The following is a 13161-nucleotide window of genomic DNA, read 5'->3' as shown; positions in this document are numbered from 1 at the left end:
GGGAGGCTAGGCCGCGTCGCGGGGGCGCGCCCGGCGGGGCGACGGATCGTGATCCGGCCGTGACCCGACGGGCCGGGCGGGTCAGGCGGGTCAGGCGGCCGCCTGGACTCCGAGGTAGACGACCGCCCCGAGCGCCACCGCCCAGAGCGCGACGGCGACGACACCCCACACGAAGACCCGCACGCGCGGCGCGCCGAACCCGACCATCGCCGCGGCGGTGACGTGGCTGGGCAGCAGGAGGGGCCCGAGCAGGCTGACGCCCGGGACGCCGTAGCGGTCGAAGACGCGACGCATGCGCTGCCGCTTGGGGCTCGTCTCGGCCGTCCGGCCACGGGTCAGACCGGAGCGCGCCGTGCCGATCACCCACACGACGACAGCGAGCGCGATCGCGTTGCCGAGCACCGCGGCCGGGATCGCGACGAGAGGGCTGACGCCCGCCACGACGCCCAGGACCGCGGCGCCCTCCGCCTCGACGAACGGCACCATCGCGGCGACGAGTACGCCGACCCAGCGGAGCAGGGGCGGCAGCCCGAGCGTGAAGTCCTGCAGGGCGGTGACGATGTCGGTCATGTCGAGCCTCTCGTGTCGTGGTCCCACCACCGTCGCGCGAGGACGGGCCCCGCGGCAGTGCGCCCTGTCACCGGCCCGGGTGCGGTCCTCACGGGCTCGGGGTGACACGTGTCATGCCGTACGTTGCGCAGATACCCTCAGGGGGTATGATGGGGTGAGCCCGGCGACGAGGAGAGACCATGACCGACACCGCGACGGACCACGACGTCCAGCACCACGAGCACGTGAGCCACGACGGCCCGCACGGCTACGCCTCCGACAAGGAGGCGTACCTCCGGCGCATGCGCCGCATCGAGGGCCAGGTCCGCGGGATCGCCCGGATGATCGACGAGGACGTCTACTGCATCGACATCCTCACGCAGGTCTCCGCCGTGACCAAGGCCCTGCAGGCGGTGAGCATCGGGCTCGTCGAGGACCACCTCGGCCACTGCGTCGTGGACGCAGCACGGCAGTCCGAGGAGGAGGGCGCCGCGAAGGTCAAGGAGGCCGCCGACGCGATCGCCCGCCTCGTCCGCAGCTGATCCCTCCACCGAGCGCACCACCCGCGAACCAGCACCGCACCACCAGCACGCACGAGCACCGAGGAGCACCATGAGCACCGTCACCACCCTGGGCGTCACCGGCATGACCTGCGCCAACTGCGTCTCGCACGTCACGAAGGACCTCGAGGCCGTGGACGGCGTCGAGAACGTCAGCGTCGAGCTGCGCGTCGGCGAGGCGTCCGAGGTCACCGTCTTCTCCGACGACCCGCTCGACGAGGCGGCCCTCCGTGACGCCGTCGACGAGGCCGGCTACGCGGTCGAGTCCGTCGCCGTCCAGCAGGACGCGCTCGCCGCGCAGTACGCCGAGCAGGCTTCCGAGAAGCAGGCCGCGCACGACTGCGCGTGCGGCTGCGGCTCGGCCGACGCGGCGCCGGCGACGAAGACCTACGACCTCCAGGTCCCGCCGACCGCCTGACCGCCGACCGCCCCGCCCGCCGACACCCGGCGGGCGGGCCACCGGTACCGGAGCCGCGCACTCACCGCGCGGCCGGCACGCCGGGCACACAGGTTCCGAGGTACAGGGTTTCCGAGGTACAGAAGTACCGAGGGACCGACGAGCCCGGCACCACGACCGACCCGCGGACCGCCTGCCGACACGTCGCCCGTGCGCGACCCAGGCCCTCCGCGCCGCGCCACCACCCCACCCCGGGGGCGGCGCCCGCCGCGGAGTCCGCCACCCCGGACCCCGCCGGTGACACCGCAACGATCCTGTCGAGGAGTCACCCTCATGTCCCCGCAGTCCCCGGCCGCACCGGCCGCGACGGTCGGAGCCTCCGCCGTCCCACCCGTACCCCTCGCCGAGGTCGACCTCGCGATCGAGGGCATGACGTGCGCGTCGTGCGTCGCCCGGGTCGAGAAGCGCCTCAACCGCGTCGACGGCGTCACCGCCACGGTCAACCTGCCCCTCGAGAGCGCCCACGTCACCCTCGCGGCCGACGTCCCCGACGCCGACCTCGTCGCCGCCGTCGAGAAGGCCGGCTACACCGCCCGCGTCACGACCCGCCGCCCCCTCACGCTCCAGGACCGTGGCACCACCTCGGCGGCAGAGCCGGGCGAGCCGACGGCGGGAGCCGGGCCCGCGCCGTCGGGCACGACGGCCCAGGCCACCACCCGCGGCGAGACGGCCACCGAAGCCACCACCCCGCCGTCTGGCCCGAAGGCCCCGACCACCACCCGCGGCGAGACGGCCACCGAAGCCACCACCCCGCCGTCGGGCCCGAAGGCCCCCACCACGGCTCGCGGTGAGACGGCAGCGGAGGCGGGGACGGGGGCGGCGTCGGAGGCGAAGGGCGTGGTGGGCCTGGCGGGAGCGACGCGAGGGACGAGCGGCGCGGAGGGTAGCCCGAGCCCCGACGCCGCCCCCGTCCCCGCCGACCCGACCACGACCACGACCTCCGCACCGGCGACCGACCGCGGCACCGACCTCCTGCGCCGGCTGCGCGTCGCGACGGTCCTCACCGTCCCGGTGCTGGCCCTGTCGATGATCCCCGCGCTGCAGTTCCCGGCGTGGCAGTGGGTCGTCGCGGTGCTCGCGCTCCCGGTCGTCACGTGGGCGGCGTGGCCGTTCCACCGGGCGGCGTTCCGGGCGGCGCGCCACGGCGCGTCGACGATGGACACGCTCGTGTCGCTGGGCGTCATCGCGGCGACGCTGTGGTCCCTGTGGGCGCTGCTGCTGGGTGGTGCGGGCGAGATCGGGATGCGCATGCAGCCGTCGCTGATCCCGTCGCGCGACGAGATGGGCCCGCCCGAGCTGTACCTCGAGGTCGCGGCGGTCGTCACGACGTTCCTCCTCGCCGGGCGGTACGCCGAGCACCGGTCGCGCCGCCGCGCGGGCGACGCGCTGCGGTCGCTGCTCGAGCTGGGCGCCAAGGACGCCGAGCGGGTCCTCCTCGACGCGGACGGCACTCCCCGCACGGGCGCCGACGGCGCACGCCTCACCGAGCGGGTGCCCGTCGCGGCGCTCGGGGTCGGGGACGTGTTCGTCGTGCGGCCGGGCGACAAGGTCGCGACGGACGGCGTGGTGCTCGAGGGGTCGAGCGCGGTCGACACGTCGCTCCTCACGGGCGAGCCGGTGCCGGTCGACGTGACGCCGGGCGACGACGTGACGGGTGCGACGGTGAACACGTCGGGCAGCCTGCTCGTGCGCGCGACGCGCGTGGGCGAGGAGACGACGCTCGCGCAGATCGGTCGGCTCGTGTCGCAGGCGCAGACGGGCAAGGCCCCGGTGCAGCGCCTCGCGGACCGCATCTCGGCGGTGTTCGTGCCGATCGTGCTGGTGCTCGCCGTGGCGACGCTCGTCGGGTGGCTGCTCGCGGGCGCCGGGACGCAGTTCGCGTTCACGGCGGCCGTCGCGGTGCTCATCATCGCGTGCCCGTGCGCGCTGGGCCTCGCGACCCCGACGGCGCTGCTCGTCGGGACGGGCCGCGGTGCGCAGCTCGGCGTGCTCATCAAGGGCCCGGAGATCCTCGAGTCGACGCGGCGCGTGGACACGGTCGTGCTCGACAAGACGGGCACCGTCACCCAGGGCGCGATGGCGCTGGAGGCCGTGGTCGCGCCGTCGGGCACGCTGACGCTGCGCGACGTGTCAGCAGGGGGCCGGTCCACGGACCGGCCGGGCGCTGACAGGTCGCACGACACCGGGCTTTTCGACGCCGAGGCGCTCGATGCCCTGCGTCACGCCGGCGCGGTCGAGGCGCTGAGCGAGCACCCGATCGCGCGGGCGATCGCCGCTGCCGCCCACGACGTGTCAGCGCTCGGCGGGGCCGGGGGGCGGCCGGATGCTGACAGCTCGAACGTCCCGGTCGGGGCCGACGGCGTCCGCATCGGTTCCCTGCAGGCGTTCGACTTCCGCAGCACAGCGGGCGGCGGCGTCGAGGCGGTCGTGCGGACGGCGCACTCCGGCCTCTCCCTCGGGTCCGGCCTCGCCGGCGGGCCGGACGGTACCGCCCCGAGCGATACCGGTTCGCTCAACGCGCGGCGCGTGCTCGTCGGCCAGCCGGCGTGGCTCACGGGCCTGGGCGTCACGACGTCGCCCGACCTCGCCGACGCCTTCGCGGACGCCGAGCGCACCGGGGCGAGCGCCGTCGTCGTCGCGTGGGGCGGCGCGGCGCGCGCCGTCCTCGTGCTGCGCGACCCGGTGAAGCCGACGTCCGCCCAAGCGGTCGCCGAGCTGAAGGCGCTCGGCCTGCGCCCCTACCTGCTCACCGGCGACGGCGAGGGCGCGGCACGCGAGGCCGCGCGCGCCGTCGGGATCGCGGAGACCGACGTGATCGCGCGCGTCCTGCCGGACCAGAAGGTCGATGTCGTCGCGCGCCTCCAGCGCGAGGGCCGCGTCGTGGCGATGGTCGGGGACGGCGTGAACGACGCCGCCGCGCTCGCCACCGCGAACCTCGGGCTCGCGATGGGCACCGGGACGGACGTCGCGATCGAGGCGAGCGATCTCACGCTCGTCCGCGGCGACCTGCGCAGCGCCGCCACCGCGATCCGGCTGTCGCGCCGGACCCTGCGGATCATCCAGCAGAACCTGTTCTGGGCGTTCGCGTACAACGTCGCGGCGATCCCGCTCGCGGCTGCCGGCCTGCTCAACCCGATGATCGCCGGCGCCGCGATGGCGGCGAGCTCCGTGCTCGTCGTCGGCAACTCGCTGCGCCTGCGGTCGGCGGGCTGACGAGGCGCCGGAGCGGGGTGCGGGAGGGCGCGCGCGATCGTGGCGGGCCTGGCGGGAGCGCCGCGAGGGACGAGCGGCGCGGATGGTAGATCGCGCGCGCCCTCCCGTACCCCGCGACGCCGCTCGCGCACCCTCCCGGGCGGGGTCAGCGGAAGCGACGACCCTCGTCGCGGCGGTACGCCCCGACCGCGAGCGCCGCGAAGAGCACGGTCCACCCGATGAGCACGGGCCACGCGAGCCCGTACGCCGGCTCGCCCGTGACGGCCTGGACGAGCAGGTCACGGCCGGCGCGCGTCGGTGTCGCCATGGAGATCGCGTCGAGCCACGGCGGGAAGAGGAACGGCGGGAGGAACAGCCCGCCGGCGAACGCGAGCGGGAAGAGGATCACCTGCACCACGGGCAGTGCCGCCTTCGCGGACAGCGAGTACCCGATCGCCATGCCGAGCAGCACGAAGGGCACCGAGACGAGCAGCGCGGTCCCGACCCCGGCGAGGAGCTGCGTCGCCGTCACGCTCGCGTCGGTGAAGAACCACGCGATGAGGATGAGCGGCACGACCCCGAACAGCGAGAAGATCCCGCCGTTGAGGATGCGCGCCACCATGCGCGGGGCGGGTCCCGCGGGCAGCGACCGCACGAACGGGTCGAAGGGGAGCTGTCGGTCCTCCGCGACGCCGAGCCCGTAGGTGAACAGGCTCGCGGAGCAGATCGCGAACAGCCCGAGCGACGCGACGGCCGTCGTCGCAGCGAGCGGGTCCTCCGCGACCGCTTCCTGCGGCACGACGAAGAAGAACATCGCGAGCGCCGGGAACAGCAGGTTGCCGAGCACCGCGATGGGCACGCGGACCGTCTCGAGGAACTGGTAGCGCAGGTGCAGCCAGGTCAGACGCAGCGGTCCGGGCAGGGCCGCGCGGCCGCCCGTGGTGCCCGACGCCGGGCCCTCGCCCGGGCGGGTCGTGCTCGCCGTCGTGCTCATCGTGATCCCTCCACCGAGTTGTCAGCCGCTGCTCGCACCGCAGGTCGGCCTGGTGCTGACACGTCGCGCGCCACCATCTGCTCGAACGCCTCCTCGAGGCTCGCCCCCCGGATCTCGAGGTCGTGGAAGTCGACGCCCGAGGTGACGAGCTCGCGGACGAGCGCGTCGCCGTCGGGCGTGTACAGCTCCTGCCTGCCGTCACTCGCTCGCTCCGCCCGGACCACGCCGGGCTGTCCCGAGAGGTCGGTCGTCGACCCCACGACGACGCGGCGCAGCGCCACGCGGCGCAGGATCGCGTCGAGCGAGTCGTCGGCCCGCACCACGCCCTGGTCGATGACGACTACGCGCTCCGCGAGCGCCTGCACCTCCTCGAGGTAGTGGCTCGTGAGGAGGACGGTCCCGCCGTCGGCGTGGTAGGCGCGGATCGCGTCCCACAGCGCCTGGCGCGCCCCGACGTCGAGGCCGGTCGTCGGCTCGTCGAGCAGGACGACGCGCGGGCGGCCGACGAGCGACAGCGCGACCGCGAGACGACGCTTCTGCCCGCCGGACATCGCGCCCGTCTGACGGCCGGCGAGGTCCGTGAGGCCGAACTGGTCGAGCAGCTCGCCGGTCGGGACCGGGTCGGGGTAGTGCCCGCCCACGAAGTCCACGACCTCGCGGACCTTGAGCGTCGCGGGCAGGCCCGTCTCCTGCGGCGTGATGCCGAGCGAGACGCGGTTCCGCGCGTTGCGCGGGTCGCCGTCGAACAGGCGCACGGTCCCGGTGTCGGGCCTGCGCTGCCCGCTGATCAGGGACAGGAGCGTCGACTTCCCGGCACCGTTCGGGCCGAGCAGCCCGACGAGCTCGCCGGCGCCGACGGTGAGGGACACGTCGTCGAGCGCGACGACCTGCCCGAAGCGGCGCGTCACGTGGTCGGCGACCACGACGGGTCGCCGGTCGTCGGTGCCCGACGACGCGGGGGCGGTCCGGGCGGTGGTGCCCGACGACGTCCCACCGGTCTCGACGGACGAGGACCGGGTGGGTGCGTCCGGCCCGGTGCGCGGGGTGCTCATGCTCCGGCTCCTCTCAGGAGGGTGTTCAGGGCGGTGGTGTAGTCCTCGAACGCGTCGCGCCCGCGCCGCGTGAGGGCGAGGTAGGTGACCGGCGTGCGACCTTCGTGGGTCTTGGTGACACGGACGTAGCCCGCGTCCTCGAGCTTGCGCAGGTGGGTCGACAGGTTGCCGGCCGTCATGTCGAGCAGCTTCTGCAGCTTGGGGAAGGACAGCTCGTCGCCGGTGCCGAGCGCGGCGAGCGTCGCGACGACGCGCAGCCGGGCAGGGGCGTGGATGACCGCGTCGAGCTCGGTGTCAGGCATCGACCGCCTCCCCCGCCCCGGACGCGCTGCCCACGCAGCGCGCGGCGATGCCGCGCCGTCGGGCACGCAGACCGTGCTCGATCCCGGCCATGACGAGGAACCCGCCACCCCCGAGCGCCGCCATGACGAGGTAGGTGAGCGGGAGCCCGGCGAAGGTCGCGACCGCGGCGACGAGCAGGATCCACACCCCCAGCGCGAAGAGCCGCACGTCCTGGAACGCCGCCGCTCCCCCGAGGTACAGGAGACCGACGACGACGCACGCGAACGCGTTGCTCGCGAGCGCCATGACCTCCTCGGAGGCCCCGGCGCGCCCGAGGCCGCCGAGGACGAGCCCGAACGCGAGGAACCCGAGCATCCACGACCAGCCGTACATCGCGCTCGTGCGGGCGCTGACGCCGCGGGTCCCGGCCGTGCGCGCGACCGAGTGGACGATGGTGAACGCGACGGCCGAGACGATCGCGCCGGAGAACACGAGGTACGCCCACGGCGCGGGCTGCCCGGCGGCGTCGGCGCTCAGGTAGAGGCAGAGGTAGCCGACGAGCCACGCGACGCCCCAGGCGAGGAACAGGAGGCGGCCGTCGGGCTCCGTCGCGGCGCGGGCACGGTCCTGCTGCTCCTGGATCATCCGCAGCATCTGCGCGGGGTCGAGCGTGGAGCCCGCCTCGCCGCTCGGTTCGTCCTGCTCGCTCACCGTGTCGCCATCCTCGCAGAGTAGTTTGTGTTGCAAACCTGTTTGTAGATTCGCACAGATGCGGCGAGAAGACAACCCCCGCCGCCGAGCACGACAGGGGCGTCGCTACGGGCCAGGACGACTCCCAGGTCGCGCTCGGCACCACGGGCTCCTGCGCGGGGGGCGCTCCGCTGGTCACACGGCGCAATAATGTGATATCATTTTGCTATACATCGGCTAGACATCGAGGAGCGGCTCGTCGGCCGCGAGAGAGGCGGAGACCGTGACCGAGAGCGCAGCACCCCCGCAGGACTCCGTGGGCGGCGAGCCCGTGGGCCGCCCGGTGGGCCACGCCGGGACCCGGGTCGACGTCACCGAGCGCCCCGCCTGGTCCCTCGGCGCCGGAGGCGCCGCCGGCGTGATCGCGCTCAGCGCCCTGCTCGTCCTCGGCGGCGTCGGCCTCGTCGTCGCAGCGGCCGCCGAGCTCGGCAGCCCCGGCGTCCTCATCACCGCCGGCATCGTCCTCTTCCTCGTGGGGATCTTCCTCCCCACGGGCGTCGCCGTGGTCAACCCCGGCGAGACCCTCGTGGTCCAGTTCTTCGGGCGCTACCTCGGCACGGTGCGCCGCACCGGTCTCGTCGCGACGGTCCCCTTCAGCACGCGCCGTCGCGTCTCCGTGCGCGTGCGCAACTTCGAGACGAGCGAGCTCAAGGTCAACGACGCCGACGGCAACCCCATCAACATCGCCGCCATCGTCGTGTGGCAGGTCGCCGACACCGCGAAGGCGAGCTTCGCCGTCGAGGACTACGACGACTTCGTCGTGGTCCAGTCCGAGTCCGCGCTGCGGCACGTCGCGATGTCGCACCCCTACGACGACGCCGACGCCGGCGAGGAGTCGCTGCGCGGCGCCACCGAGCTCGTCTCGGCGGAGATCGCCGCGGAGGTCGCCGAGCGCGTCGTCGTCGCGGGCGTCGAGGTCATCGAGGCCCGCATCTCCAACCTCGCGTACGCCCCCGAGATCGCTCAGGCCATGCTGCAGCGCCAGCAGGCCGGCGCGATCATCGCGGCCCGCTCGCGCATCGTCGAGGGCGCGGTCTCGATGGTCGAGGACGCGCTCTCCCGCCTCGAGGCCGACGACATCGTCACGCTCGACGACGAGCGCCGCGCCACGATGGTGTCCAACCTGCTCGTCGTGCTCTGCGGCGACAGCCGCGTGACCCCGGTCGTCAACACGGGGTCGCTGTACCGGTGACGCCCGCTCCGCCCGAGCGGCGGCCGGACGTGCCCGGCGACGGTGACGCTCCGTCGTCGGGCAGCGGCGTGCCCGCGGACGACGCCCCCGCGGGCCCGCCGCGCAAGCCGTCGCGCAAGTCGGTGCTCCTGCGGCTCGACCCGGCCGTGCACGACGCGCTCGCCCGCTGGGCCGCCGACGACCTGCGCAGCGTCAACGCACAGATCGAGATGCTGCTGCGCCGCGCGCTGGCCGACGCCGACCGCCTCCCCCGCGACGTCCGGCCCGTCCGCCGCCCCGGACGCCCGCCGCGCGACGCCTGACGTCTCCGCCGAGCACGGGATCAGCCACCGGATTCTCCCCGAACCGGTGGCCGGTCCCGTGCTCGACGGTGGGCAGACCCGTGCTCGACGGACAGCCAGCATCCAGCGGACGTCGAGGCCGCACCCGGGCAGCGGTGCTATAACCGGACGGTGCCCACCCCTGACCCGACCGCGGCGCCGGTCGCGACGGCGACCGCCGTCCCGACGGCCGTCGCTCCGGCGCGCCCGGACCGCGCGACGCGCCGCCGCATCGGCGCGGAGATCTGGATCGTCCTCGGCCTGAGCCTCGGCAAGTCCGCCGTCTACGCGATGATCAACATCGTCGCGCGGCTCACCGCCGACACCCCGCTGCGCGACCAGTCGACGAGCCTCAACGTCAGCCAGTCGGCGCGACCGTACCTCGACCTCACGTACCAGCTCGTCGGGATCTTCTTCGCGGTCCTGCCCGTCGCGCTCGCGCTCTACCTGCTCAGCGCGCGCGGCCGGTCCGCGGTCCGGGCGATCGGGCTCGACGGCGCCCGCCCCCTGCGCGACGTCGGCTGGGGGTTCGCGCTCGCCGCCGCCATCGGGATCCCGGGCCTCGCGTTCTACCTCGCCGGACGGGCCATGGGCATCACCGTCGAGGTCCAGGCCGCGGCGCTCAACGCGGCGTGGTGGACCGTCCCCGTCCTGATCCTCGCGGCGCTCCAGAACGGGCTGCTCGAGGAGGTCATCGCCGTCGGCTACCTGTACGAGCGGACGCGCGACCTCGGATGGGGGCGCGTGAAGTTCGTCGTCGCGAGCTCGCTCCTGCGCGGCTCGTACCACCTGTACCAGGGCATCGGGCCGTTCGTCGGCAACGTCGTCATGGGCGTCGTGTTCTCGTGGTTCTACACGAGCAGGTGGGGACGGCACCGCGTCATGCCGCTCGTGATCGCGCACACGCTGCTCGACGTCGTCGCGTTCGTCGGGTACGCCGTGCTGCCTCTCGAGTGGAAGCAGTCGCTCGGACTGGCGTAGGACCAGGGCTCTACGTCGGCGACCAGGGCTCTACATCGGCGACCGGGGCTCTACGTCGGCGACCCGGCAGAGCTCTCGACCGGGTCAGTGGCCGGGCATCTCCAGGCACCCGCCGTCCGCGATGGGGCCGCCCGCCTCGAGCGTGACGCCGTCGGGGCCGACCGCGCCGTAGACGCACCCGCCCGGCACACCGACCCCCACCCCGACGTGCGTCGAGGTGTCGGCCGTGAGCACCGACCCGCCGTGCACCTGGACGTGCTCGAAGCCCGCCGCGACCAGCGCCGAGACCACGTCGTCCTGGTCGACGGCGCCCCCGGAGACGAGCGGTTCGAGCGCCGCCTGCACGTCCGGCAACGAGAGGGCCGCCTGCGCGTGGCCCTCGGACGAGCCGACGCGCTCGCGGTACGCCTCGTTCGAGAGGTCGAGCCCCTCCGCGGAGACGCCCGAACCGTCGGCCGACGCGCGGCCAGAGGGCGTCGGGGCCGGAGTCGACGCCTCGGCCGACGTGCCGACCTGGGTCGACGTGTCGTACTGCTCCGCCCAGCCGCTGACGAGCACCTGGTACCCCACGAGCACGACGACGAGGACCACGAGCCCGAGCCCGACCACCCCCACGACCACCCCCGTGACGGCGCGCCCGATGCGCTCGGAACGATCGGTCCCGCCGTCCTGAGGTGTCGTCACGCGGCGAGTCTTGCGCGCGCCGGACCGGACCGCGCGCCACGTCGCAGGACCTCACCGAGATCTCCACACGGCAGCGACCGCAGGCTGGTCAGCCCCGGTCGGCGTAGGCCCCGAGCACGGTCCGTGCGACGTCGGCGAGCAGCGCGTCGTCCGGCTCGGCGTCCGGGGCGGCGCGGTCGGTGAGCACGGCGAGGACGATCGGGGCGCCGTCGGGCGGCCAGACCACCGCGACGTCGTTGCGCGACCCGTAGCGGCCGGCGGTGCCGGTCTTGCTCCCGACCACCCAGCCCTCGGGCGCACCGGCCCGGACCGTGCCGTCCCCCGTGGTGCTGCCCGTGAGCCAGCCGACGTACTCCTCCCGGACGCCCGGCTCCAGCTCGTCCCCGAGCGCGAAGGCGGCGACGCCGTCCGCGAGCGCACGCGGCGTGCTCGTCCGCGCCGGCTCGCCGGGCGTGAACCGGTTGAGCTCGGGCTCCCAGGCGTCCACGAGCGTCGTCGTGTCCCCGAGGTCGACGAGCGCGGCCTGGAGCGCCTCCGGTCCGCCGAGGCGGCGCAGGAGCGCGTTGAACGCGCCGTTGTCGCTCTCGGACACGGCGGCCGCGCCCAGCTCGCGCACCGTCGCGTCCGCGCCCACGAGCGACTCGGTGACGGGTGACCACCCCGCGCCCGACACGTCCTCGGGCGTGACCGGCACGGGCTCGTCCAGGACCTCGACCGACCCGCCCCGCAGCACGAACCCTGCGGCGAGCGCCTTGATCGTCGAGGCGTACGCGAAGCGCTCGTCGGCCCGGTGCTCGACCAGGTCCCCCGTCGCGGTGTCGACCGCGTAGACGCCGACCCGCGCGTCGTAGGCGTCCTCGAGCGCCGCCAGGTCGGCCGCGACCACAGCACCGAGGTCCACCGGTTCCGGGCTCGGCGCGGGCTCGGCCGTCGTCGACGCCGACGCGCTCGGGGAGGTGGCCGACGACGCGGCGTCCGGCACGGCCGGGGTCGCACCGCATGCCGCGAGGAGCAGCACCCCGACCGCGACGGCGAGCGCCCCGACGCGGCGGGGCGCCGTCGGGCGGGGCGCCGTCGGGCGGGGGTCGACGGACGTCACCGCGGTTCCGAGCACGGGTCGAGCATGTCAGACGTCTGCCGCCGACCCCGTCAGCGCGTGCCGCTCCCGGTGTCCGCCTCCGGCGTCCTCTCACCACCGGTGGCCGTCGGGACCGACGGGTCGATGGCCGGCGCGGAGGTCCGCTCGGGAGTCGACCCGACGCTGGCCGAGGGTGCCGCGCTCGCGGTGGGGGGCGCGACGTCGGGCCGTGCGGCGGCCGCGCCGAGCACGGACCCGCCGGTCACGACGACGCCCGCGGCGACCGCCTGGGCGCGCAGGTCCGCGAGCTCGCGCGCCACGGCACGCACGGCGAACCCGGACACGACGTGGATCGACCCGGCGACGAACGCGTAGAGCGCGAAGACGACCGTCACGAGGCGCAGCACGTCGAACGCGTCCAGGGGTCGCGTCACGAGCAGGATCCCGAACAGCACCGACACGATCCCGAAGGCGAGCATCCACGCCCACCCGAGGTCGCGGTTGCGGGCCAGGGCCGCGGCGCCGGCGATCGTCGTGATGCCGAGCACGAGCACCCACACCGCGAGGACGTAGTAGAGGGCAGTCGGCGTGAGGTCCGGCCAGAACGCCACGAGCACCCCGAACACGACGTTGACCCCCGCCTGTGCGAGCCACCACGCCGACCCGACCTGCTGCCGGTGCACCAGACCCTGGACGGCGACCAGCACGCCGTCGGCCACGAGGAACGCCCCGAGGACGAGGCGCAGCGTCCCGAGCTGCTCGAGCGGCTCGATCATGAGGAGCAGGCCGAGGACGACGAGGAGGATGCCGCGCACCACGGGCAGCCACCACACCTTGCGGAACGGGTTGCGCTCCTGCGGCGACGGCTCCCCCGCGGCGACCTCACCACCGCGCGTCGCGTCTCCTGCGTCGTCGCGTGCTGCCCCGTCGCGCGACACCCCGTCGCGTGCGGACCTGTCACGTGCCATGCCGACCTCCCGGTCCGAGTCCGCCCGGTCGCCGCCGCAGAGACCGGCGATCCCTCCATGCTAGGGAGGGCTTGCTCACACTCGCGCGCCCACGCCCGCCGC

At 74.7% G+C, this 13161-nt stretch carries 14 protein-coding genes; 6 read left to right on the top strand and 8 right to left on the bottom strand.

Features of this window, described 5'->3' with window-relative positions; translation table 11 throughout:
• Positions 1–90: 90 nt before the first annotated feature.
• Entirely contained in the window at positions 91–570 is a 480-nt protein-coding gene (locus V5D56_RS05415) for a hypothetical protein (protein ID WP_435738030.1), read from the bottom strand.
• 179 nt (positions 571–749) lie between these two features.
• Between V5D56_RS05415 and V5D56_RS05410 the strand changes: the two genes are divergently transcribed.
• From V5D56_RS05410 to V5D56_RS05400, 3 genes are all read left to right on the top strand, one after another.
• The gene (locus tag V5D56_RS05410; RefSeq protein ID WP_435738029.1) at positions 750–1091 is read left to right on the top strand and encodes a metal-sensitive transcriptional regulator; all 342 of its coding nucleotides are present in this window, start codon (positions 750–752) and stop codon (positions 1089–1091) included.
• Positions 1092–1161: 70 nt separating this feature from the next.
• Positions 1162–1527: a heavy-metal-associated domain-containing protein gene (locus tag V5D56_RS05405; protein WP_435738028.1), complete on the top strand. Its 366-nt coding sequence runs from the start codon at positions 1162–1164 to the stop codon at positions 1525–1527.
• Between the two features lie 312 nt (positions 1528–1839).
• The gene (locus tag V5D56_RS05400; RefSeq protein WP_435738027.1) at positions 1840–4779 is read left to right on the top strand and encodes a heavy metal translocating P-type ATPase; all 2940 of its coding nucleotides are present in this window, start codon (positions 1840–1842) and stop codon (positions 4777–4779) included.
• A gap of 145 nt (positions 4780–4924) precedes the next feature.
• Here V5D56_RS05400 and V5D56_RS05395 read toward each other — a convergent pair whose 3' ends face one another.
• The 4 genes from V5D56_RS05395 to V5D56_RS05380 are packed head-to-tail and all read right to left on the bottom strand — an operon-like array spanning position 4925 to position 7797.
• A complete protein-coding gene (locus V5D56_RS05395) occupies positions 4925–5752 on the bottom strand; it encodes an ABC transporter permease (RefSeq protein WP_435738026.1) in 828 nt (275 codons plus the stop codon).
• The gene (locus tag V5D56_RS05390) at positions 5749–6804 is read right to left on the bottom strand and encodes an ABC transporter ATP-binding protein (protein ID WP_435738025.1); all 1056 of its coding nucleotides are present in this window, start codon (positions 6802–6804) and stop codon (positions 5749–5751) included. Before V5D56_RS05390 ends, V5D56_RS05395 begins: the two co-directional genes overlap by 4 nt.
• Positions 6801–7106: a transcriptional regulator gene (locus V5D56_RS05385; RefSeq protein WP_435738024.1), complete on the bottom strand. Its 306-nt coding sequence runs from the start codon at positions 7104–7106 to the stop codon at positions 6801–6803. Before V5D56_RS05385 ends, V5D56_RS05390 begins: the two co-directional genes overlap by 4 nt.
• Positions 7099–7797 (bottom strand): hypothetical protein, encoded by a 699-nt coding sequence (locus V5D56_RS05380; RefSeq protein WP_435738023.1) that lies wholly within the window; start codon positions 7795–7797, stop codon positions 7099–7101. The genes V5D56_RS05385 and V5D56_RS05380 overlap by 8 nt, the downstream gene beginning before the upstream one ends.
• 262 nt (positions 7798–8059) lie before the next feature.
• On the opposite strand from V5D56_RS05380, the gene V5D56_RS05375 reads away from it, so the two are divergent.
• The 3 genes from V5D56_RS05375 (at position 8060) to V5D56_RS05365 (ending at position 10329) form a co-directional block, all read left to right on the top strand.
• Positions 8060–9028, top strand: coding sequence for an SPFH domain-containing protein (locus V5D56_RS05375; protein ID WP_435738022.1), 969 nt, complete (start codon positions 8060–8062; stop codon positions 9026–9028).
• Entirely contained in the window at positions 9025–9330 is a 306-nt protein-coding gene (locus V5D56_RS05370; RefSeq protein ID WP_435738021.1) for a hypothetical protein, read from the top strand. Before V5D56_RS05375 ends, V5D56_RS05370 begins: the two co-directional genes overlap by 4 nt.
• A 150-nt stretch (positions 9331–9480) precedes the next feature.
• Positions 9481–10329, top strand: a complete 849-nt coding sequence (locus tag V5D56_RS05365) for a CPBP family intramembrane glutamic endopeptidase (protein WP_435738020.1) — start codon at positions 9481–9483, stop codon at positions 10327–10329.
• 84 nt (positions 10330–10413) lie between these two features.
• Here the strand turns inward: V5D56_RS05365 and V5D56_RS05360 are convergent, their stop codons facing one another.
• The 3 genes from V5D56_RS05360 to V5D56_RS05350 form a co-directional block, all read right to left on the bottom strand.
• Positions 10414–11013: a DUF6993 domain-containing protein gene (locus V5D56_RS05360; protein ID WP_435738019.1), complete on the bottom strand. Its 600-nt coding sequence runs from the start codon at positions 11011–11013 to the stop codon at positions 10414–10416.
• Positions 11014–11101: 88 nt separating this feature from the next.
• Entirely contained in the window at positions 11102–12127 is a 1026-nt protein-coding gene (gene bla, locus V5D56_RS05355) for a class A beta-lactamase (protein ID WP_435738018.1), read from the bottom strand.
• Positions 12128–12162: 35 nt separating this feature from the next.
• Positions 12163–13059, bottom strand: a complete 897-nt coding sequence (locus V5D56_RS05350) for an HdeD family acid-resistance protein (protein ID WP_435738017.1) — start codon at positions 13057–13059, stop codon at positions 12163–12165.
• Between the last annotated feature and the right edge of the window lie 102 nt (positions 13060–13161).

The organism is Cellulosimicrobium sp. PMB13, assembly GCF_051294865.1.
Lineage (GTDB): Bacteria > Actinomycetota > Actinomycetes > Actinomycetales > Cellulomonadaceae > Cellulosimicrobium.
This window is presented reverse-complemented; position numbering and strand designations above follow the sequence as displayed.